This window comes from Psychrobacter arcticus 273-4 (assembly GCF_000012305.1).
GTDB lineage: Bacteria > Pseudomonadota > Gammaproteobacteria > Pseudomonadales > Moraxellaceae > Psychrobacter > Psychrobacter arcticus.
Window position 1 is genome coordinate 2,078,285 of the sequence record NC_007204.1, and the last position, 21,750, is coordinate 2,100,034.

17 protein-coding genes are annotated in these 21,750 nt (G+C 42.3%); 7 read left to right on the plus strand and 10 right to left on the minus strand.

What is annotated here, in order from left to right; genetic code table 11:
- Positions 1–157 precede the first annotated feature (157 nt).
- The gene (gene epmB / locus PSYC_RS08705) at positions 158–1,165 is read right to left on the minus strand and encodes an EF-P beta-lysylation protein EpmB (protein ID WP_011280943.1); all 1,008 of its coding nucleotides are present in this window, start codon (positions 1,163–1,165) and stop codon (positions 158–160) included.
- Positions 1,166–1,359: 194 nt separating this feature from the next.
- Here epmB and efp point away from each other — a divergent pair, with 194 nt between their 5' ends.
- A complete protein-coding gene (gene efp / locus PSYC_RS08710) occupies positions 1,360–1,932 on the plus strand; it encodes an elongation factor P (protein ID WP_011280944.1) in 573 nt (190 codons plus the stop codon).
- A gap of 229 nt (positions 1,933–2,161) precedes the next feature.
- Here efp and PSYC_RS08715 read toward each other — a convergent pair whose 3' ends face one another.
- The 4 genes from PSYC_RS08715 to PSYC_RS08730 form a co-directional block, all read right to left on the minus strand.
- Positions 2,162–3,052: a tRNA threonylcarbamoyladenosine dehydratase gene (locus tag PSYC_RS08715; protein ID WP_011280945.1), complete on the minus strand. Its 891-nt coding sequence runs from the start codon at positions 3,050–3,052 to the stop codon at positions 2,162–2,164.
- A 72-nt stretch (positions 3,053–3,124) separates the two neighbouring features.
- A complete protein-coding gene (locus tag PSYC_RS08720) occupies positions 3,125–4,132 on the minus strand; it encodes a TatD family hydrolase (protein WP_011280946.1) in 1,008 nt (335 codons plus the stop codon).
- Between the two features lie 367 nt (positions 4,133–4,499).
- Complete coding sequence (gene ssb / locus PSYC_RS08725) at positions 4,500–5,141, minus strand: single-stranded DNA-binding protein (RefSeq protein WP_011280947.1); 642 nt, start codon at positions 5,139–5,141, stop codon at positions 4,500–4,502.
- 109 nt (positions 5,142–5,250) lie between these two features.
- Positions 5,251–6,615, minus strand: coding sequence for an MFS transporter (locus PSYC_RS08730; RefSeq protein ID WP_011280948.1), 1,365 nt, complete (start codon positions 6,613–6,615; stop codon positions 5,251–5,253).
- Positions 6,616–7,380: 765 nt separating this feature from the next.
- On the opposite strand from PSYC_RS08730, the gene uvrA reads away from it, so the two are divergent.
- A complete protein-coding gene (gene uvrA / locus PSYC_RS08735; RefSeq protein ID WP_011280949.1) occupies positions 7,381–10,287 on the plus strand; it encodes an excinuclease ABC subunit UvrA in 2,907 nt (968 codons plus the stop codon).
- A 160-nt stretch (positions 10,288–10,447) separates the two neighbouring features.
- Here the strand turns inward: uvrA and PSYC_RS08740 are convergent, their stop codons facing one another.
- Both PSYC_RS08740 and PSYC_RS08745 read right to left on the minus strand, forming a co-directional pair.
- Entirely contained in the window at positions 10,448–11,380 is a 933-nt protein-coding gene (locus PSYC_RS08740) for a hypothetical protein (RefSeq protein ID WP_011280950.1), read from the minus strand.
- 79 nt (positions 11,381–11,459) lie between these two features.
- Positions 11,460–12,625 (minus strand): IS3-like element ISPar1 family transposase gene (locus tag PSYC_RS08745; RefSeq protein WP_148201634.1). Its coding sequence is split into 2 segments (ribosomal slippage): positions 11,460–12,367 and positions 12,367–12,625, totalling 1,167 coding nucleotides; the frame shifts between segments, so codons are not numbered across the junction.
- A gap of 130 nt (positions 12,626–12,755) precedes the next feature.
- Between PSYC_RS08745 and PSYC_RS08755 the strand changes: the two genes are divergently transcribed.
- Positions 12,756–14,045, plus strand: coding sequence for a PD-(D/E)XK nuclease family protein (locus PSYC_RS08755; RefSeq protein ID WP_011280951.1), 1,290 nt, complete (start codon positions 12,756–12,758; stop codon positions 14,043–14,045).
- Between the two features lie 226 nt (positions 14,046–14,271).
- Here PSYC_RS08755 and PSYC_RS08760 read toward each other — a convergent pair whose 3' ends face one another.
- Positions 14,272–14,553, minus strand: a complete 282-nt coding sequence (locus PSYC_RS08760) for a DUF503 domain-containing protein (RefSeq protein ID WP_011280952.1) — start codon at positions 14,551–14,553, stop codon at positions 14,272–14,274.
- Between the two features lie 163 nt (positions 14,554–14,716).
- On the opposite strand from PSYC_RS08760, the gene PSYC_RS08765 reads away from it, so the two are divergent.
- The 3 genes from PSYC_RS08765 (at position 14,717) to gorA (ending at position 17,673) form a co-directional block, all read left to right on the plus strand.
- Positions 14,717–15,520: a threonine/serine ThrE exporter family protein gene (locus tag PSYC_RS08765; RefSeq protein WP_011280953.1), complete on the plus strand. Its 804-nt coding sequence runs from the start codon at positions 14,717–14,719 to the stop codon at positions 15,518–15,520.
- Position 15,521: 1 nt separating this feature from the next.
- Positions 15,522–15,974, plus strand: a complete 453-nt coding sequence (locus PSYC_RS08770; RefSeq protein ID WP_011280954.1) for a threonine/serine exporter family protein — start codon at positions 15,522–15,524, stop codon at positions 15,972–15,974.
- A 343-nt stretch (positions 15,975–16,317) separates the two neighbouring features.
- Positions 16,318–17,673, plus strand: a complete 1,356-nt coding sequence (gene gorA / locus PSYC_RS08775; protein ID WP_011280955.1) for a glutathione-disulfide reductase — start codon at positions 16,318–16,320, stop codon at positions 17,671–17,673.
- Positions 17,674–18,240: 567 nt separating this feature from the next.
- Here gorA and PSYC_RS08785 read toward each other — a convergent pair.
- On the minus strand, positions 18,241–18,864 hold the full coding sequence (locus PSYC_RS08785; protein WP_011280957.1) for a GNAT family N-acetyltransferase: 624 nt from the start codon (positions 18,862–18,864) through the stop codon (positions 18,241–18,243).
- 357 nt (positions 18,865–19,221) lie between these two features.
- Between PSYC_RS08785 and truD the strand changes: the two genes are divergently transcribed.
- Positions 19,222–20,433 (plus strand): tRNA pseudouridine(13) synthase TruD, encoded by a 1,212-nt coding sequence (gene truD / locus PSYC_RS08790; protein ID WP_011280958.1) that lies wholly within the window; start codon positions 19,222–19,224, stop codon positions 20,431–20,433.
- 343 nt (positions 20,434–20,776) lie between these two features.
- On the opposite strand, the gene PSYC_RS08795 is transcribed toward truD, so the two are convergent.
- Positions 20,777–21,658 (minus strand): PHP domain-containing protein, encoded by an 882-nt coding sequence (locus PSYC_RS08795; protein WP_011280959.1) that lies wholly within the window; start codon positions 21,656–21,658, stop codon positions 20,777–20,779.
- Positions 21,659–21,750: the final 92 nt, after the last annotated feature.

Below are 21,750 nucleotides of genomic sequence, written 5' to 3' on the forward strand. Positions count from 1 at the left end.
AGGCACAGCAAGCAAGAAAAATTTGCACCAGTAGTACGTGTTGTGTTGTATTGTATCGATATTACTTTTCACCGACTATATATGAAAAATAGCAGGATATAAGAAACAACATCGTTGTTATTGTTGTCAAAATAAACAGCCTATTATAGTGCAAACTTTATTTATCATTATAAACATTAATCGGTACTTTAAAAGGTTTGTTTGGCAACTCCCTTACTAGCTTAGGCACTAGGTAGCCAGGTAACTTAGCCAATAAGGACCAATAAAGCTCGATTGCTGAGCGCTCATCACGATCAAAATGAGCGGCGCCCGCCACTTTATCCAGCACATGTAGATAATAAGGCAATACGCCTGCGGCAAATAAACGCTGACTTAATGCCATTTGCGCACTAACGCTGTCGTTGATACCTTTTAAAAGTACCGCTTGATTTAATAAAGTAATTCCTGCAGCACGCGCGCGGCGCAAATACTCTGCTGTCAACGTATCAATCTCATTTGCATGATTACCATGAATGACCATTACGATTTGACAACAACTTTGAGCCAAACGCTCTAATAGCGCATCATCAAGCCTTGCTGGAATCACTAACGGCAGACGAGTATGTATGCGGATGGTTGTCAATTGCTCAATCGCCTCCAAGGTATCTAGCCAAGCAAATAAGCGTCTATTGGTCACATTTAATGGATCACCGCCGCTTAAGATAATCTCATTAATCTCAGGATGGGCGCTGATATAATCGATAATATCCTGTTTTGCGCTGGCAGTTGGCATATTGGCACTATAGTCAAAATGTTGACGAAAGCAATAACGACAATGAATCGCGCAAGCACCGGTAAGGGTTAATAGTAATCTTGATTGATATTTATGCAGCACGCCTTTGACGGGGTTATGAGCGTTTTCGGCTAATGGGTCGGCCACATAACCCGCCACTGTAATTCGCTCTTTTTGATGGGGTAATACCTGTCTTAATAAAGGGTCATCACGATCGCCAACGGTCATTTTTGCCACAAAAGCGCGCGGTACTCGCAGCTCAAAATGCTCAGGCACGTAGACCTCTGAGCGCAGTGACTGTAGCTGTAATATCTCAAGCAGCTCATCAATAGAGGTAATGGCTTCGGATAATTGTGTTTGCCAGTTTTTTTGTGTGATTAAATGGTTTATCATGACAAGCTACTACCTGTGCCTAAAAGGCGATATTATACGCTGTTAGGGTGTCGCCTATCAAAGCATACATCCTATCCTTTATATACTAAAATGGCTAATGCTTTTTAGCACAGTAGATCTGGCACTCATTTTTCCCTGATAACATTTATCACCTTTTTTATAAACCCTTTTTTCTTAATCCTTAGGAGTCTTCCGTGGCAAGTTTTTCTACCAATGAATTTAAAGCTGGTCTCAAAGTTATGCTCGATGGCAACCCTTGTGCCATTCTTGAAAACGAGTTTGTCAAACCAGGTAAAGGACAGGCCTTTAACCGTGTTAAATTGCGCAATCTTCGTAGTGGTAAAGTATTGGAGCAAACTTTTAAGTCAGGCGATAGCTTAGAAGCTGCTGATGTCATGGACACTGAAATGAACTATCTCTATAACGATGGTGAGTTTTGGCATTTTATGCATCCTGAGAGTTTTGAGCAGATTCAAGCGGACAAAACAGCGATGAGCGATTCAACAAAGTGGCTAAAAGAAAACAGCAATGCACTATGTACCATCACTTTATTCAACGGTGCTCCTCTTTCAGTAACACCGCCAAACTTCGTTGAATTGCAAATCACCGAAACCGATCCGGGCGTACGTGGTGATACTTCAGGTGGCGGCGGAAAGCCTGCAACGTTAGAAACCGGTGCCGTGGTTCGTGTACCATTATTTGTACAGCAAGGTGAAGTGGTACGTGTGGATACGCGTACTGGTGACTACCAAACGCGCGTTAACTAATCGCTTTTATCTATCTGTAATAACAAAAAAGCTTAACCGCTCTATGAAATTACCCCCATAAGTTGTGTCCAACTTATGGGGGTAATTTCATTAAGTATCTAATATAAATACCGAATATAAGTACCTAATATTTTTTGAGCTTATTGATACGCTCAACTTCATCTATTGCGATAGGGTAACCAAGTTCTGGTAAGTTGGATGTAAACAAGATGAACTCCATAAATTCATATCAGAGGCTTGGTTTAACAGCCGCCTGCTTGAGCAATAATTGTAATGCCTCACTCACCATCAGCATGGCAACCACTGATGTGACGACTACCGCCGAACCATAACCACCACAGTGTAAACCACCTACTTGACAGCTTTTGTCTACACGCGGTGGTTCTGTCGAATAGACACACTTGATACCAAATTTCTCTTTTAAGGCACTATTGATGCCTTTTTCATGACGCAGTTTGTTACGTAATTTGGCCAATAACGGATCTTGATAGGTGTCACGTAAATCGCCGATTCTAATCTGACTGGGATCTATTTTACCACCTGCTCCGCCAGCGCAGACCAATTTTAGTTTGTTAAAGCGGCAATGCAAGGCAATAGCAAGCTTGGCATCCATATCATCGACACAATCTAAAATCACAATAGGAGTGGTTTGAGCCGCCATTTTTGCTTCTTCACGACTGGGTAGCAAGGTCGCTACGTTTTCAGTGGTCAAAAAGTCATCAATCAAATGCAGAGTTACTTTTGGATTTATCTCACGGATACGTGCTGCCATCGCCTCAATTTTACTTTGCCCAAAGGTGCTATCTAAAGCGGGCAACTGCCGATTGACATTGGATGCCACTAATATATCCAAATCAATTAACGTGATATTACCGACTGCTGTGCGTGCTAAAGCTTCTGCTGCCCAAGAGCCCACACCGCCGATACCAATGACGTAGACATGTGCAGTAGCAAATGTATCTACTGCAGAAGTACCATACAGTGTCTGAGTCCCTTTAAAACGGCGCTCATACTGCTCGGCATCCCTATCGGATGTTGTCAATACTTCAGGTACCGATATCTGCTCTTCAACAGGCTCTGGCTGGGTGATGCTTGACTGCCCCTGTGTATCTTCATTCATAATGATTTAGAAACTCTTTTAAAAATTTTATTGTTAAACGGTTTGTTTATTAATCAATGTTCGCTAAAAACTTCAAAGTGGATAGGACCACTTAGTTTGCAAAGCACTGCAACTATTAAGCCACAATTTCTGAGCGAGAATAGCGGTGGGAACATTTAGCAACTCACTTAAGCTATATAACACATAAAGCAAATTAGCAGGAACATTTCTACTATGCATAGACGTATCACCCCCTTCATGCTCTTTATTTTGTCCAAGCGCCGACGCGCTACTGTATGTCGCAGTATCTAAATGACTATCTACCGTCTGGCACAGGATAGGCATCATATCTGGACAATCTGTCTCAATAACCAAGCAGTCGATACCATAGCTATCGACTGCCGCTTGGATAGCAAGGCGCAGCTTTTTCGCATTCGGATTGGTTATTTGACCTGTCACGCCAAGCTTAAACCCTAATTTCGCAAATGCCTTTGCTTCTTGTACACCGCCACTAAAACTATGGGCAATGCCACCCAGTTCATGAGCATCATAATCATGCGCTTTTAATAAAGCTAACGCTTCGGCATGGGCTTTACGAATATGTAGCATAACAGGTAGTTGATGCGCCACTGCCATATCTAACTGCGCACTAAAAAACCGCTGCTGTTTAGCAAACATCTCAGGCTGCTTCATGGCATCGGTAAAAGTATCTAAACCAATCTCACCAATGGCCAATGGACGCTGTTTGTCTAGCATCTGCGCCATTTCTTCTAAATGGGCTTCTGTATGCTGCTCAATATAAAAAGGATGCAAGCCTAGCGCAATATGTACTTTAGGAAAAAACTTCTCTTGTTTTAGATAGTTTTTTGTATCCAACTGACAAGGCTTTTTTAGCTGCTTCTGATTCTCGTAAAGCCGCGCAAAATGTCGGTATAAATAGCCAACCAAGACTAAATGACGCACTCCTTTATCATACGCAAATTGCGCCTGCTCATCTCTATCCTCATCAAATACCGGAGCATCAAAATGAGTATGAGTATCAATCAAAGGAAAAATATCCGTTCTTACGACATGGATACCTGATGCGCCAGTCGCCGTCATCAATAAACTCCAAAATTCATCATTGGTATGATAAGTATGCTTTTTCAAATGATATAGTTGAAATACTTTAAAGTCGCTACAGTATTGCTGGTGTAAATTTTTTGCAGCCTCTGTCTGCGTAGGCACAGCAAGCAAGAAAAATTTGCACCAGTAGTACGTGTTGTATCGATATTACTTTTCACCAACTATAATACATTCTTTGCACAAGAAAGGCTGCAAGACATCCCTCCTAACAGCGCTGTATCGGTTTCAGAGTGATTCGAATATATTGATGACTCTTTATACTTTCATTATCTGTATGTACTAAAAAGCCTTGCGTTAGCAAGACTCTAAGGTTATTTCTTTACAGATAACGCTAAGGTATATCCTAGAAAGGAATGTCATCGTCTACAGGACCATCTAGCATGGCAGTCGGTTTCGACTGTGCCGGTGCTTGAGTTGGCTGATCGAACGGTTTTTGCTGCGCAGGCGCTTTTTGATTATTAAAGATGTTTTGATGGCCACCTTGAGCTGCACCGCCACCTTGGTTATAACCACCTTGATGAGCTGGCTGATTGCCTCCTTGCTGACCATAGTCGTTCTGGCCACCTTGGTTACTAAATCCGCCACCCTGATTGCCATAGCCACCTTGTTGGTTATTGCTAGCAAAGCCACTGCCATCGCCACTACCACCTGTCGCACCATCTAGCATCTGCATTTGTTCAGCACGAATTTCAGTAATATAACGGTCTTGTCCATTGGGATCTTGATATTTACGGGTGCGCAAGCTGCCTTCAATATAGACTTTACTGCCTTTACGAAGATACTGCGCGGCGATTTCACCCAAGCGATTGAACAATGAAATACGATGCCATTCTGTTGCTTCTCTTTTTTCACCGCTTTGCTTGTCTGTCCACTGCTCTGATGTCGCAACCGAGATATTGGTCACGCTACCGCCGTTATTGAATTGACGTGCCTCAGGGTCTGCACCGAGGTTACCGATGATGATAACTTTATTAACACCGCGCATGATATCGTCCTTTTATTTATGAATAATTTTATTACAATCTTTAAATCGAATCTTTAATATAAAGCATTAATCTTAGCAGTAATATACTTTTACTTTAACCATTTTTCTGTTAAATATCTAGAGGGCTTTGCGCCAAATGCGACAGCTCCTGTCGCGAAGTATCTGTAAGCTGTGTCTTGTCCAATTTTAAATAAGCCACTTGTTCTTTTGCCATGACGACAAGCTCATCAACACCATCTACTGCCAGCATTTGCCGTGACCAGTCCTGAATATCGATATTCTTAGGTATCGTCACAGTCGTGCTCGATAAATATGGTGGATCGGCAATAGGAATAATCAGCAATAAAGAGGCCGCCATTATAATTGCCAAGATGCCCCATGCCAACAAATTAGGCTGACTTAATAATAGTCCGCCCATCGCACCACCAACAAAAGCACCAAAGAACTGACTGGATGAATTCAGCCCCATCGCAGTGGCTTTATTGGCGACTGGCGCGCGCTTAGATATCCATGAAGGAATGGTTGCTTCAAGTAAATTAAAGCCCATAAAGTAGAGCAACAAGCCTAATATAATACCGACGCCAACCTGACCACCGAGCGCCAATAACGCTAAGGCAACCGTCATCAGTGCAATCGCGCCCAAAAATACTTGGCGCATTTTACGTTTCTTTTCGGCGATAATAATAAAAGGTATCGCGACAGCAAAACCGATGAACAGTAAAGGCAAATAAACCAACCCTTGCTGACGTACCGACAATCCTAGTACTTCATTGAGCTGATGCGGCAAAATAACAAATATCGCCGTCATGGTTAAATGCAGGGCAAAAATACCAATATGCAATCGGTTTAAATCACCGATTTTTAAGACTGTCGCTAACTGTTGACCAATCGATTTATTGTCTAAGTTATGCTTAAGTACCCGTAGTGGTGTCGGCACGAACAGTAGTAATAACATCGCCAAAACAGCAAAGCCTGCGGTCAACCAAAACAGCCCAGAAATACCAAGTGAGCCGACTAATAAGGGACCAAAGGCAAACGCGAGCATGATGGAGGTCGCAATGGTCAAACCCATCGTCGCCATCGCTTTGGTGCGCATCTCTTCACGAGTCACATCCGCTAGTAGCGCCATCAAGACCGCAGAGACCGCACCACTACCTGCCAGCGCACGACCAATAATGACCTCGTAAATATCCGTCGCATTGGCGGCGATAATACCACCAAGCGCAAATAATATCAGACCTAAAAATATAATCGGTTTACGTGGAAACTTATCAGCGGCAAGGCTCATCGGGATCTGAAATATCGCCTGCCCTAGCCCATAAATACCGACTGCCAAACCGATCAGAAACGGCGTCGCATGTGCATAATTATCACCATACACAGAAAATACTGGCACAATCATAAACAAACCAATCATCCGCAAGGCAAAAATACCACCGACCCCGAGGATTGCCCGTTTTTCTACGCTATTCATACTTGCCTCACTGGTTCATCATTGCTGGTTTATCACTGCTGCAGCTCTGCTTGTATTATTACGACTGTATCAAGGCTTTAGCCTACAAATTAAGCTCACTAGTATAAGACATTCGCCGTTTGCTTGCCGAGACTTTTGCCTTCCTACTCCAGCATCATAGCGGACACTGACTTAAGCCATTAATTTTACGCGATAATTTTGTTACCAAGTGCATCTCATAGGTCATTACACCTTGAATAATGTGGCTATCATGACAATAAAGTAAGACGTTGAGAACATGGTTATCTGAGTTATCTGAACATGGTTATCTAAAAAAATTTTATGATAAATCTTTTTGTAAAACGACGTTGTTCGGCTAAATTTATAACAAACCACTCATATTAGTTAACCTTTATTTAGATTACCTTTATCCATTTCAACTATTAAAGGCATGATCTAAGATAGACAACCATTACTATGGCTTTGTGAAAAATGCACATTTTTTATAAAGCCATAGTAATTTGAATATAGTAAGCCCAGTATAAAAACGATACAGCGGGACTGGAATGAATTTTTTGCAGCCTCTGTCTGCGCAGGCACAGCACGCCAGAAAAATTTATACCAGTGCCGCGTCAAAACATGATGTATCTACTTTATTTGGAATCGACTATAGCATTTTTAAAATTATCCACGCTTTCGATGAATCATTTGACTCATATTGATTGACCCTTTTAAATTTTACATACCTTTTAAAATACCATTTAGCAAATAGGAAACCCTCAACCGATGGCACACGAGTATATTAAGGTTCGCGGCGCACGCACTCATAATCTAAAAAATATCGATTTAGACATTCCACGAGATAAATTCGTGGTCATTACTGGTTTATCAGGTTCTGGTAAATCGTCATTGGCATTCGATACCCTTTATGCTGAAGGCCAACGTCGTTATGTCGAGAGCTTATCGGCGTATGCGCGTCAGTTCCTCTCGCAGATGGAGAAGCCGGACGTCGATAGTATCGAGGGCTTATCACCAGCGATTGCTATCGAGCAAAAATCGACCAACCATAACCCACGCTCAACGGTCGGTACGATTACCGAGATTTATGACTACTTGCGCCTGCTCTATGCGCGTATCGGCACGCCTTATTGCCCAGAGCATGGCGAGCCAATGGTCGCACAGTCGGTGACTGAAATGGTCGATCAAGTCATGGCGTTGCCCGATGATACGAAGATTATGATTCTTGCGCCCGTGATTCGTGAACGTAAAGGCGAGCATACCGTCTTACTTGAGCAGTTGATTGGTCAAGGCTTTGTACGCGTGCGCGTCGATGGTGATGTCTACGATACCGACGAGCTACCGACACTCGATAAGAAGAAAAAACATACCATTGAAGTCGTGGTTGATCGCTTTAAAGTCCGTGATGACTTGGGTAATCGTGTCGCTGAAAGCTTGGAGACAGCACTGCGCTTGGGTCAAGGGCTGGTCACGCTACATTTTATGGATGGCAACCCAAAAGAAGGCGGTGATGAAAACCAAGTGATGTCAGCCAAGCACTCTTGTCCTGTTTGTGATCGCGCAGTGTCTGAGCTTGAGCCGCGCATGTTCAGTTTTAACAACCCGTACGGTGCTTGCCCAAGTTGTGATGGTCTCGGTAAACGTCAGTATTTTTCTGCTGAAAAGCTGATCACCCATCATGAAAAATCGCTCAATCAAGGTGCGATTAATGGTTGGGATAAGCGTCATGCCTATTACTTTGGTCTGCTCTCTACCGTCTGCAATCATTTTAAAATCGATATGGATGCACCGTGGCAAGAGCTGCCAAAAGCGCAGCAAGATATCATCATGCAGGGTTCTGGTAAAGAAAAGCTCACCTTTAACTTTACTGATGAGCGCGGTCGAAAAACCAATACAACCGTACCATTTGAAGGTGTACTGCCTTATTTAGAGCGCCGTTATGCCAAAACCCAAAGCAACCTAGTCCGTGACGAGTTAGCTAAATACTTGGCTGATACTACTTGTAACGTCTGCGATGGTGCACGTTTGAATGAGATCTCACGCAATGTCCGCGTTGACGATCAAACGATTGCTGAAATTGTCAAACTATCTATCGGTGATGCCGCTGAATATTATAAAACAATAAAAATTGGTGGTCATAAAGGCGAAGTTGCAGAAAAAATCTTTAAAGAGATTAATGAGCGTCTAAACTTCCTCGTCAGTGTCGGACTTGATTACCTGTCGCTTGCGCGCTCTGCTGAAACGCTATCAGGCGGTGAAGCGCAACGTATTCGTCTTGCCAGCCAAATTGGTGCAGGTCTGATGGGTGTGATGTATGTACTCGATGAGCCATCCATCGGTCTACATCAGCGCGATAATGATCGCTTGCTAAAAACCTTAACGCGCTTGCGTGATTTGGGTAATACCGTACTGGTCGTTGAGCACGATGAAGATGCCATTCGCCAAGCGGATCATGTCATCGATATCGGTGTCGGCGCCGGCATACATGGCGGTCACATTATTGCCCAAGGCACAGTCGATGACATCATGGCGAATAAAGAATCGCTGACTGGACAATATATGTCTGGTAAGAGGAAAATCGAGATTCCAGCCATTCGTCATAAAGCCAAAACTATCGATATGGAAGTCAAAGGTAAAGCTAAGCCCAAACAAGTTCCGATGACTATTGAGCTCAAAGGCGCATCAGGCAACAACTTACACGACGTTGACTTGACCTTGCCAATAGGCATAATGACTTGTATTACTGGGGTATCGGGTTCAGGTAAATCAACCTTGATTAACCGTACCTTAATGCCATTGGCAGCGACGCAGTTAAATAATGCCTCAACGCTCATCGCGGATAAGCATGACAGCATCAGCGGTCTTGAGCATTTGGACAAAATGGTCGATATCGATCAAAGCCCCATTGGTCGTACGCCGCGCTCAAATCCAGCGACGTATACTGGCGTGTTTACGCCTGTTCGTGAAATGTTTGCACAAACGCAAGAAGCGCGTGCTCGTGGTTATAAAGCTGGTCGCTTTAGCTTCAACGTCAAAGGCGGACGCTGCGAGATGTGTCAAGGTGATGGTCTTATCAAGGTCGAGATGCACTTTTTGCCCGACATGTATGTGCCGTGTGATACTTGTGAAGGCAAGCGCTATAATCGCGAGACTTTAGAGATTCACTATAAAGGTAAAAACATCGCCGACGTCCTAGATATGACCGTTGAAGATGCCACTGAGTTTTTCTCTGCCATTCCAGCGATTTACCGTCGTTTGCAAGCATTAATGGATGTCGGTTTAAGCTATATCCGCTTGGGTCAGTCTGCACCGACGTTATCAGGTGGTGAAGCGCAGCGGGTTAAATTAGCACGTGAGCTGGCGAAGCGTGATACCGGACAGACGCTGTATATCTTGGATGAGCCAACTACTGGTTTGCATTTCCATGATATCGATAAGCTACTCCATATCCTGCATGCGCTACGCGATAAAGGGAATACCATCGTGGTCATTGAGCACAATCTTGACGTAATTAAAACTGCGGATTGGGTGATTGATTTGGGTCCTGAAGGTGGTAAAGGTGGTGGACTGATTATCGCGGAAGGTACGCCTGAGGAAGTGGCAGAAGTCAAAGGCTCGTATACTGGTGAGTTCTTGAAGCCGATGCTTAAGCAAGCGATGAAAGAAGTGAGCTAATAAAAATTAGTGAATTGTTGATGAAAGGCTACTCTTTAGGGAGTGGCCTTTTTTTTGTTTGCGAGAAGGAATAAAGAAAATCACTGCTTTGCCCCGACGCAAGAAAAAATCTATGACTTTCTGAAGACAAATGGGATGTAGCCATTCCCGATTTTCGCTACTACCTGCCTTTAAATTGCCTACTCACTATGACATTAACACTTGTCATGCTTGAGTCTTCAAATATAGCTGAATCTTGAGTAAGCTTCATAGTTGTAGTGCAAAAAATAGCGTAACTATCCCCTATAGTTTCGGTTACTTTAAGTGTTTGTTCTAAGCTAAGAGAACTACTAGCACTCATTACACAAATTATATCTTTAATATCAGTCGGATGAATTCCAACTTTACTTAATCCTTCTAAATAATCACTCTTGAAATTATTCTTATTTTTGTCGCTTGCATACATATTAGGAAGTATATTTAGTAATCTGTTACTACTAAATACTTGTTTCCAATCATTAAAGTCATACCCTATCATAGAGTCATCCTGCCTATAAACGGTACAAACTGTCGTTATGACTGAATCTACAAAGGAATAATAAAAATTATAGCTCTCACTGTGCATGTCGTTTAAAAAATCATTTTTGGCTTGTGATGTCATAAAAGGTACAGAAAAAGTAGGAATAAGTGACAATGTATTAATCTTACTTTTTAAAATATTTTTTGGTTCAGTTTTGAAGCCACTTATTTCATCTATAGTTGAAGGTACGATTGCACAAGTTAATGCTTGAATAGAAGCTATTTCATCGTGAATGGCAAACAAAGCATCAAAGGAAGCTTCATTTTCAATTAAAAAAACTATAACTTTTTGACTTTCGAGGTGTGCATTCCTATCGACCTCGGTCAAACTCTGTAAAACGTCTAAGCTAATTGCTTTGAAATCCAAATCTTCGCAACCAAGCTCTAAATAGTTATCAGAGGCTTTGTCAAACTTATCTTTCCCTATATTTTGGGCTACTTTTTCTGTTTTTTGTCCTGTAGTGACGAACATAAAGCCTTTAGGGCCTTTATATTCAGATAAATCACTTAAACTATATTTAGAGGAACGACTCATAATAATGAACTCTATAAAGGCTTTAAAAACGTGTGACCCCTGCTGTCAAATCCGTACAGTTAAACTTGGGAGATTTTAATTACGCAGCATGACGATAAAAGTCAAACCACACCTGTCTTGGCGATTTATAGCCCAAGCCCTTTTGAATCCTAGTCTGATTGTAATACAGCTCGATATATCTAATGATATCGGTAATGGCTGTAAACCTTGTTTTATAGTCTTGATGATATACCAGCTCATTCTTTAATGTGCCCCAGAAGCTTTCTATGGGTGCGTTGTCATAACAATTACCTTTGCCACTCATTGAGCCTTTAAAATGATGCTGCTTGATAATATTATGGTACGCATGGCTACAATACTGGCTGCCTCTATCGGAATGCACAGTCAGCCCTTGGCTTGGCCCTTTATTCTTAATTGCCATATTAAGTGCACGGCAAACCAAATCAGCAGTCATGCGCTTATTGATGGCATATCCAACAAGCTCTTTGGTGTATAAGTCCTTAACCCCCGCTAAATACAACCAGCCCTCAAGCGTCCAAATATAGGTGATGTCACTGACCCACGCTTGGTTAGGGCGACTGGCATCAAACTTCTGATCCAGTACGTTTGGATAGACCAGCTTGTTGTGATTGGAGTCGGTGGTGACTTTAAAGCGTTTGTGGCGACGGCATTTGATGCCATGTTCTTCTTTGATGCTTCTAACCATATATTGGCTGATATCGTGCCCTTGCGCACTTAGGTGGGCATGCAGTCGATCTACGCCATAGCACTGCTTGGTCTCAGTATGAGCGACTTTAACCAGTAGTTCACACTGATTGCGATGTATCTGTTGGTCGCTGAGATCACGACTTAGCCAGTCGTAATAGCTTGATGGCTTAACACTTAGCACGCGGCACATAGTGGTGATGCTAAAGAAGTGCTGGTTATCTTTGATAAAGGCGTACCTCACTAACTGTGCCTTGCAAAGTACGCCGTCGCCTTTTTTAGGATCTCTCGTTCCTCCTCGGCAACTTTAAGCTGTCGTTTGAGGCGTTTGTTTTCTTCGATCACTGCTATGAGTTCAGGATCATATTGAGCTGTTCCCTCAAGTTTGCCTTGATTGGCTTTATTGTGCCAATTAGATAAGGTCTGCATGGCGATACCAAGCTGCTTTGCAGTCGCTGAAATATTCCCATCGTTGTCCGCTATCTTCTTGACGGCTTCTGCTTTGAATTCTGCACTATAGGTTCTGATTTTCTTGGTCATGGTAAACTCCTGTTGTTGTGCTTAGTTTACCAAGTTTACTTGTACGGTTTCTTCAGCATAGCTCAGTGTATATGTTAACTTGTTAAGATCAATTTGATAATATACACTAAAATTATTAGGAAAGATGACTATGCTTGGCGAAAATTTTAAACAAAATATTTCAAATTTACAGGATAAGGAACAAGCCTCTCTAAAGAATCATAATGATACAAAACTAGATTTTAATATATTTACGATCTTACGTAAGATAGGCGAAGAAGTTGGTTTGCACTCTCGTTTTCTTGCCGAACTACTCAATAAAGATGCTAGTCATAAAACAGCAGACTTTCAACAGTTATTCATTGAAACAGTATTAAATAACGCCATAGCAACACAAGAATGGAATCGAGAAAAATTAAGCTCTAAAGATGACTACAGTTGTGAAATTGAATATAGTTTTCGTAATTCAGATCATGGTAGAGCTGATATCATTCTCAAAAACAAAAAAAACGTTATTGTTGTCGAAAACAAGATTTATGCTTTTGATCAAAAAGGTCAACTGGCTAAATATTATAAAGCTTGCCAAGAATTGGGCTATGACGATAAAAATATTTACATAGTATATTTAAATCGTTTTGGGGATAATGTGTCGCCTTATGGTCAGGGAGATATTAGTAATGATGACTATGGCGTAATTAGCTACAAGGAAGATATTTTTAACTTTTTGACGCTATGTAAGGCAAAGGTAGTAGGTTATCCGCATATAGAGCAAACTATTGAGCAGTACATCAATACCGTTGCCAGGATTACAGGGCAAACAAGGGATGCAAAAATGAAACAAGAATATGTAGACTTTCTAGCAGATAGCAATAACTTTAAAACTATATACAAACTGAGCCAGAACTTTGAAACTATTCAAAAAAATATTCAAAAAGAGATGTGGAACGACCTATTAGCTTATTTTGAAGAAAAAAATCTAGCATTTTCCTTTTGTGATAATCAGCTTTTACCTTATAGCCAAGAAAAAGCAGTAGAACAGTACTATTCAGGAGGTGGTAAGAAAGGCAAAGCTAAGACGTATGGACTTTTCTATAAAATAGTTGAGAGAGATAACGTAGACGTTTATTGTTATATCGAGTTAAATAATCGTTTGTACTATAGCATAACACTAGCAGAGAAAGATGGATTACGTCTACTAGAATATCCCAGCGAAATGGAAGAATTTAATAATCAAGTTATAGCATTACGTAGAAACTGGGAAGGTAAAAATAAGAAGAAAAATCTAGGTGGGATTATTTATCCGCAACGCCCAGTTAATTTCAAGAAGCCTAAAGATAATTTTTTCGATATTGTGAATGAGAGTAGTCGCAAAGAGTGGGTTGCTGAAACTGCTGATGATATCATTCAGCTAATTGATGATGTAAAAAACATTAATCTCTGATAAGCATCATTGCATCTTACCAAACAGTATCATCAATTCATGAAAGTCGCCTAGAGACGCGGTTTAGCCCCGATTGTAGCGGTTATTCTGCTCAATTGGACAAGTTGCGAGGACCAGATTTTGGCTTGGCTACGCGGAGCAAGAGACAGGACAAACCGTAGCCCTCGCCTCGTATCAATGAGCAGATATGAGCGAAAAGCGGGATTGGCTCCCCAAAAAGCCCAAACTAAACAAACTCTCTTTCAACATTCATCACCCGCGCATCCACTGTACGCTCTATCTTGTCTTCGATTTGACTACACAACGACTCGACCTCACGTTTGGACAGCCCTACTACAACGAGCGTCCATTCGCTGGCATCATGCCGATCACGCTCACCGCTTTCACAGACCGCGACGCTTGGCGTATTGCCAAAGCGGGCATGCAAGCCGACCATGCGCTGGCGTTTCTCCTTTAATGAGCCACATCCGGGCAGAGAAAAAGTCAGCGTTAAGATGGCAATATGCATTTTATTCTCCTTACTACAGTGGTTTACGCTTTATAATAGTAGCAAATAAGCACGGCAAGTTATGCTATCGTTACCTTGCCGTATCGATACCCCATAACCACTCACAGTGTTTATAGTTATACCATCCATAAAAATCACAATAGCCAACATGCGTATATAATCAATGACTTCTATCAGCTACGTACAGCAACAGCACATTACTCGATTATGCGTGCGCTGCGGATTACTCCTTATGCAATATGGCGCTGAGTCTGCCGTGGTGGTGGACTTATCCAAACGCTTGGGGCTTGCCTTGGGCATGAACAGCGTAGAATGTTCGCTAAATTTTAACGCCATTACCTTGACCACTATCTGTGATGAGCGCTGTATCACCACCACCAGAGACACGATCAATCAGAGCATCAATGTCAATGTATTGGTACAAATTCAGCAAATCGTTAATAAAACTGAATCTACTATAGATAATGCTGAGCTGAAGTCTGAGCTAACTGACCGCACCACCCTTGCGTTTGATGAGTTAGATAATAAGTCGGTGTATCCAACATGGTTGGTAGGCGTGTTTGTTGGCGCATCTTGTGCCGCGTTTGCTTATCTAAATGGTGGCAGTTGGTCAATTACCGCCGTAACCTTTATCGCAGGTATGGTAGCGATGTTCACCCGTATTTACCTGTCCAAACACCATTTTAATCCCTTTATAGCGGTCATTGTGACGGCTTTTATCGCTTCTTTAATTGGGGCAACGACCTACTATTTTGATATTGGTAATAATGCTGATATCGCCGTTGCCTCAAGCGTGCTTTTACTAGTTCCAAGCTTTCCATTGATCAATTCTTTCTCAGATATTTTAAAAGGCTATGTCAATATTGGCGTTGGCCGTGCCGTTTTTACCTATATGCTAACCTTATCAGCGTGCGTTGGTATCGTGATGGCGCTGGTCTTACTTCGCATACAGCACTGGGGGTTTTGAGATGTGGTTCATTAAAACCGTGGTGCTGTCCTGTATCATTACCCTTGGTTGGACGCTGATGTTCAGCGTTCCCAAACGCTATATTTTGCCGTGTTTATTGATGACCGCGTTTGGATTTGGACTAAAAACGGCGCTTGTCTATCAGCATATCCATCTGGTGGTTGCCAGCTTTTTTGGGGCGATGCTTGCCAGCTTTTTGGGCGTGTATTTTTCTAAAAAATATACCCTACCGCCCAAAGCATTAATCTCACCAAGTGTCATCTGTATGATGCCTGGTATCGCCGCTTATAAGGCGATGGTCAGTATGGTACAGATTGGCTATTTTGGCTTTTCAGACGAATTATTTAGCCAAATGATGGTGTATTTGTTTGAGGCTTTATTTGTGACTTCAGGATTGGTGCTGGGCTTGTCCATTCCTGGACTGTTATTTTATAGGCGGCGTGCCATTGTGTAGATGAGTTTAAGGGGTTTAGATGGGCTTAGATGTCAGTCTATTTCTGCCAAAATTCTTTTATATTCTAATACTATAGTCGGTGAAAAGTAATATCGATACAACACGTATTGCTGGTGCAAATTTTTCTTGCTTGCTGTGCCTACGCAGACAGAGGCTGCAAAAAATTTACACCAGTAGTACGGTAGCGACTGTAAAGTATTTCAACTATAGCTGGCATATCCTTATAAGCAAAACCTTGTAAGATTGATGATCATACCCATTACAATAGAGTTCAAAATAACAGAATTAAAAAATAATAGACTGCAAAATTGCACCAACACGCATTGATTAAAGAGACTTAACCATGACAAAACATTATGACTATATCGCCATTGGTGGCGGTAGCGGCGGTATTGCCTCGATCAACCGCGCCGCAAGCTATGGCAAAAAATGCGCCATTATCGAAGCCAACCAATTGGGCGGCACTTGCGTGAATTTGGGCTGCGTACCTAAAAAGGTGATGTGGTACGGCGCGCAAGTTGCCGAAGCCATTCATAAATATGCGCCAGATTATGGCTTTGACGTCGAGTTTAAAGGCTTTGACTTTCAAAAACTGGTGAATAGTCGCCAACAATATATCGAAAACATTCACCGCTCGTATGACAATAACTTGGCAAAAAACGGCGTCGAGGTGATAAAAGGTTTTGCTAAATTTGTTGATACCAATACGGTCGAGGTCAATGGCGAACTTATTACCGCTGACCATATCTTGATTGCGACGGGTGGTCACCCTATTCGCCCAGATATCAAAGGCACAGAACACGGTATCGATTCTGATGGTTTTTTTGCTTTAAATGAGTTGCCAAAACGTGTCGCTATCGTCGGCGCTGGATATATTGCTGTTGAAATCGCTGGTGTGTTAAACAGTCTTGGCGCTGAAGTCCATCAGTACGTACGTCAACATTCGCCACTGCGCTCATTTGACCACAGTATCGTTGAAACTTTGCTGATAGAGATGGAGCAAGACGGTATTCAATTGCATACTAATACCACGCTCACCGAAGTTGTTAAAAATGACGACGGTAGCCTGACTTTATGTACCGAGAGTGGCAGCCTAGATACGGTAGATTGTTTGATTTGGGCGATTGGTCGCGCGCCTTCTACTGATAATATCAATTTGCAAGTGACGGGTGTAGAGACGACCGAGTTTGGCAAAATTAAAGTCGATAAGTTCCAAAATACCAATGTTAAAGGGATTTATGCGGTCGGCGATATTATCGAGAATAGTGTTGATTTGACGCCAGTGGCTATCGCCGCAGGTCGCCGCTTGTCGGAGCGTTTGTTTAATAATAAGCCTGATGAGCATCTAAACTATGAGTTGATACCGACGGTTGTCTTTACTCACCCTGCTATTGGCACGATTGGTTTGTCTGAGATTGATGCTGTCAATCAATTTGGCAAAGATAATATCAAATGTTATAGCTCGACATTTACCCCTATGTATAGTGCGGTGACCCAACATCGACAAAAATGTATGATGAAACTGGTCTGTTTAGGCGATGATGAAAAAGTCATCGGTCTACATGGCATTGGCTTTGGCATAGATGAGATGATTCAAGGCTTTGCGGTAGCGATAAAAATGGGCGCGACTAAGGCTGACTTTGATAATACCATCGCCATTCATCCAACTGGCGCAGAAGAGTTTGTGACGATGCGCTAGTAATAGACTGGGTAATATTAATAATAGCCTTATCTATTACATAAAAAGGATGCCGTTTGGGCATCCTTTTTTATTATCAGCAACCAGTAGAAGTGCTTATTTATAGTCGGTGAAAAGTAATATCGATACAACACGTACTACTGGTGCAAATTTTTCTTGCTTGCTGTGCCTACGCAGACAGAGGCTGCAAAAAATTTACACCAGCAATACTGTAGCGACTTTAAAGTATTTCAACTATATATTTATAAAACTTAAGATATGGATAATTAAGACAGCACAATCCAGATGCTGCTATGATGTGTTTAATAATGATGGTTGCGAGATAATCATGTGGCAGGCGTATTTTTTTATATTACCGATCGGGCTTGGCATTATAACCTTGGTTGTCAGTCTAATATTTTTATTTGCCTATATCACCTCTAATGATAATGCCACACGCTTGCCAGCATTTAACTGGTTTAAGCGCTTTATCGTGGTAGCATTTTTACTGCTTAGCATGGGGCTATTCATGACTTTTAGGTATTTTTGGGGTCAATAAAACCAGCCTTTAAACACTCATGACGTTTTCTAATTAACCATTTTTTCTAACTCTAATAACTCTAAATCCTGACGCTTTGGCTCGCCATTATTACCATCATCTGGAAACGGCATTTTATTGCCATTTAACTGATAGCCACGGCGCTGATAATAAGACAGTAGCTCAGGACGATGGCTTAATATCGACATGGTCAGACGAGCAGGATTTTCATCGGGCGTTTGTGCACTTGACTGCAAATGGTGTTCAGCAAAAGTCTCTGCTGCCTGCAATATCACATTACCAACGCCCTGCCCTTGTAGCGTAGGATGTACCGCAAACATGCCGATATAGGCTTTTTTAGGACAGACGCTTTTACTTGAGTCAGCATTGACCTTCATATCGACAGCGATACAACCTAGTAACTCACCGGTTTCATCTGCATCGCGTTCGCCTGTAGTCGTTTTTGGATAAACGAAAAGATAGTGTTTTGGATTAGCGATGGTACTAGCCAGCTCATCTTGAGTGATACGAATACCACCGATTAAATCTGCTTCATTGGTCCAGCCTTCTGTTTGTCGGTAACAGCGGTTTAATAACTGTTCAAGTGCGCCAATATCATCTGCTTCAGCTTGACGTAAAAATACCGAATTTTTATTCATATGGTCTTTATTCATTTGGTTTTTGTCCTTTCCTTATCGACATATTATAAAAGGTTGGCTTAGATAACCACGCCAGCTTTAATAATAATACCGATCACCTGCTAAATACTAGCGTGATAATGCATGCGGACATTTACCATCAAATGCGCTAAATTCGTTCTCATCACGGGTAATTAAAATGATACTATCGTCATCTTGCTTGTACGATTTCATGCCGCCGCGGATAATGTCGGCTTTGTCTATAGTGACTGTATTTATAGTAGCAAGCCCCCTTTACTTATGCTGTTCTTTTGTATGTTTGCCGCGTTGCAAAACGTAATTACTGCCTTTTTAATCTCTATTAATGTTCTATAAAATGTAAAAGACTACTTTATGACTGTTCAAGTTCAAGACCACGATATTACCACTGCCGCTGATACTGCCAAGTTACCGCAGCCTATGCAGCCGCCTTTAAAGCAAGCCACTTATAAGACTCATACCACAGATTTTATTGTCAATGAGTTGCTACCATTAGAGTTCACGGGCGAAGGTGAGCATTTATGGCTACATATCCAAAAGTCAGGGATGAATACCGCTTACCTTGCAAAACTGTTGTCTGAATGGGCAGAAATTCCATTACGTGATGTCGGTTTCTCAGGACTGAAAGACCGTCATGCGCTCACAACGCAATGGTTTAGCCTGCGCATACCAAAAAAGCAATTGCCAGACTCTGAGTTTGCGCCCGTAGATATTAGCGCCAATGAGTCGGTCACTATTCTTGAGCAGCAGTGGCACAATAAAAAGCTCAATCGCGGCACGCACCGTGCCAATCAATTTATCATCACCTTGCGTGATATTGAGTTTGCAAGCTTTGAGGCTTCTTTATCACTGCAAATTTCAGCGTCTGAACAACCAATGTCTGCTAAGCAAGCTGTTGAGCAACACTTAACAACTATTAGTCAAAGTGGCGTGCCCAATTATTTTGGTCCGCAGCGCTTTGGTCGCAGTGGTAATAATATTAGAGAAGCCTTGTCATTGTTTGCGCGTCCCGTACCAGAAAGTCGTCCGCAGCCTAATAAAGGCAAACGTAAACGCGTGCCGCGAGAGCAAAATAGCATGGAGCTGTCGGCAGCACGCAGTTTGATATTCAATGAAATTTTGGCAGCGCGTGTCCGTGATGGCAGTTGGAACACAGGACTTGCAGGTGAAGTCTTCAATCTAGATGGCTCAGGCTCGATATTTGCAAGCGATGAGATAGACCATACTTTACGAGCACGTCTGGAAACGGGCGACATTCATCCTACTGCCGTACTATGGGGCACGAGTAATGAGAAAGTTAGCGGCAAAGCGGCAGCCATGGAAACTGATATCGTAGCGCAAAGCCCATTATTGATGCAGCTAGCCGTAGGCTTAGAGCAGCGTGATATCAAGGCACAAAGAAGAGCGCTGCGCTTACCTATTGAGGCATTAAGCTGGGAATGGGAGGATAAAGAAGATGGACAAATACTGGTATTAAACTTTACTTTGACGACCGGTAGCTTTGCGACCAGTGTATTGGCGAGTTTGGTACAAGAATTAATTACCTCGTCATACTCTAGGTCATAACCGATTGAACACTTAAAAGATTAAAGTGCTGATTTTATTTTGAATTGACTATAGTCGGTGAAAAGTAATATCGATACAACACGTACTACTGGTGCAAATTTTTCTTGCTTGCTGTGCCTACGCAGACAGAGGCGGCAAAAAACTTACACCAGCAATACGGTAGCGACTTTAAAGTATTTCAACTATATCCGGTGTCGTGAGTGATACTAAATCGGAACCTATCATTGAGTGTGGCAATCTTTGACCCATTTATCAATCCGTTTATCAATCCATTTAATTGAGTCCTCGGTCAATAAATGTAGCCTGTGTCTATTTAAGATAAAGCTGCTTAAGATAAAGCTGCTTAAGATAAAGCTGCAAAAGATTGCCAGATACCTTGCTGCTCAAGATGCACCTTAGGTACATCGCCCAAGCGTCGCCATGGCATATTACTACCGTGAAAGTCACTCCCTATCGATGCGGCAAGCTTGTGCTCAGCAATACTACGGTCAACCATTTTACGTGTGCTGACAGGCTCACTATTGGCAGGTAGCTCGCAAGCATCACCGCCAAGCAGAGCAAACTCTTCGATAAGCTTACGGACGTGAGTCGCTGAGAGCTGATAACGCGTTGGATGTGCTAGCACAGCTTTGCCACCGCACTCCTGTATCAGCTCAATGCCGCGCTGCATCGTCAGTGCCTCAATCGCCACATAAGCCGCTTTATTATCCGCCAAATACTTATCAAAGGCTTTTTGTACGGTCTTTACCTCACCACGCTCAAATAAAACCTGTCCGATATGTGCGCGTCCGACTGCTTGCGGGTTGCCACCAGCTTTAGCAAGAACAGCTTGCCACAGCTCATCGTAATCGATACCGAGCAACGTACTGAGTTTTTCTGTGATACGTTGACCACGTGTGGCACGGCTTTCTTGCAATTGCTGTAGCGTTGCGTGCATTTTTTCGCGGTCGGTAAAATCAAGCCCAAGCACATGAATGATTTTGTTGGTGGATTTATTTTTACCATAGCCGCCGCTCAAGGTATGTTCACAGCTGATTTCTACGCCATTGATCAGTTGTATATTGCAAGCATCCGCCGCAGCACGTGCCTCATCGATACCGAGCAAGGTATCATGATCGGTCAAAGCCAATACATTAATCCCAGCCGTATGGGCGCGCTGTACCACTTCTGCCGGCGCATAAGTGCCATCAGAGCAGGTACTGTGGCAATGTAAATCGATTTTCATAAAGCGAGCCTTAGTGTTTTGAATATTCTTGAGTAAAATTAGGTTAAAAGCGCCAAAGTAGGTCATATCAGAGGATTATAGCGTTGATTGCT

What these genes read in the sequence shown, in the direction of transcription:
- epmB (WP_011280943.1), bottom strand. Translation starts at nt 1,165, where the DNA reads ATGATAAACCATTTAATCACACAAAAAAACTGGCAAACACAATTATCC.
- PSYC_RS08715 (WP_011280945.1), bottom strand. Translation starts at nt 3,052, where the DNA reads ATGAATGAAGATACACAGGGGCAGTCAAGCATCACCCAGCCAGAGCCT.
- PSYC_RS08720 (WP_011280946.1), bottom strand. Translation starts at nt 4,132, where the DNA reads ATGACGGCGACTGGCGCATCAGGTATCCATGTCGTAAGAACGGATATT.
- ssb (WP_011280947.1), bottom strand. Translation starts at nt 5,141, where the DNA reads ATGCGCGGTGTTAATAAAGTTATCATCATCGGTAACCTCGGTGCAGAC.
- PSYC_RS08730 (WP_011280948.1), bottom strand. Translation starts at nt 6,615, where the DNA reads ATGAATAGCGTAGAAAAACGGGCAATCCTCGGGGTCGGTGGTATTTTT.
- uvrA (WP_011280949.1), top strand. Translation starts at nt 7,381, where the DNA reads ATGGCACACGAGTATATTAAGGTTCGCGGCGCACGCACTCATAATCTA.
- PSYC_RS08740 (WP_011280950.1), bottom strand. Translation starts at nt 11,380, where the DNA reads ATGAGTCGTTCCTCTAAATATAGTTTAAGTGATTTATCTGAATATAAA.
- PSYC_RS08755 (WP_011280951.1), top strand. Translation starts at nt 12,756, where the DNA reads ATGCTTGGCGAAAATTTTAAACAAAATATTTCAAATTTACAGGATAAG.
- PSYC_RS08760 (WP_011280952.1), bottom strand. Translation starts at nt 14,553, where the DNA reads ATGCATATTGCCATCTTAACGCTGACTTTTTCTCTGCCCGGATGTGGC.
- PSYC_RS08765 (WP_011280953.1), top strand. Translation starts at nt 14,717, where the DNA reads ATGACTTCTATCAGCTACGTACAGCAACAGCACATTACTCGATTATGC.
- PSYC_RS08770 (WP_011280954.1), top strand. Translation starts at nt 15,522, where the DNA reads ATGTGGTTCATTAAAACCGTGGTGCTGTCCTGTATCATTACCCTTGGT.
- gorA (WP_011280955.1), top strand. Translation starts at nt 16,318, where the DNA reads ATGACAAAACATTATGACTATATCGCCATTGGTGGCGGTAGCGGCGGT.
- PSYC_RS08785 (WP_011280957.1), bottom strand. Translation starts at nt 18,864, where the DNA reads ATGAATAAAGACCATATGAATAAAAATTCGGTATTTTTACGTCAAGCT.
- truD (WP_011280958.1), top strand. Translation starts at nt 19,222, where the DNA reads ATGACTGTTCAAGTTCAAGACCACGATATTACCACTGCCGCTGATACT.
- PSYC_RS08795 (WP_011280959.1), bottom strand. Translation starts at nt 21,658, where the DNA reads ATGAAAATCGATTTACATTGCCACAGTACCTGCTCTGATGGCACTTAT.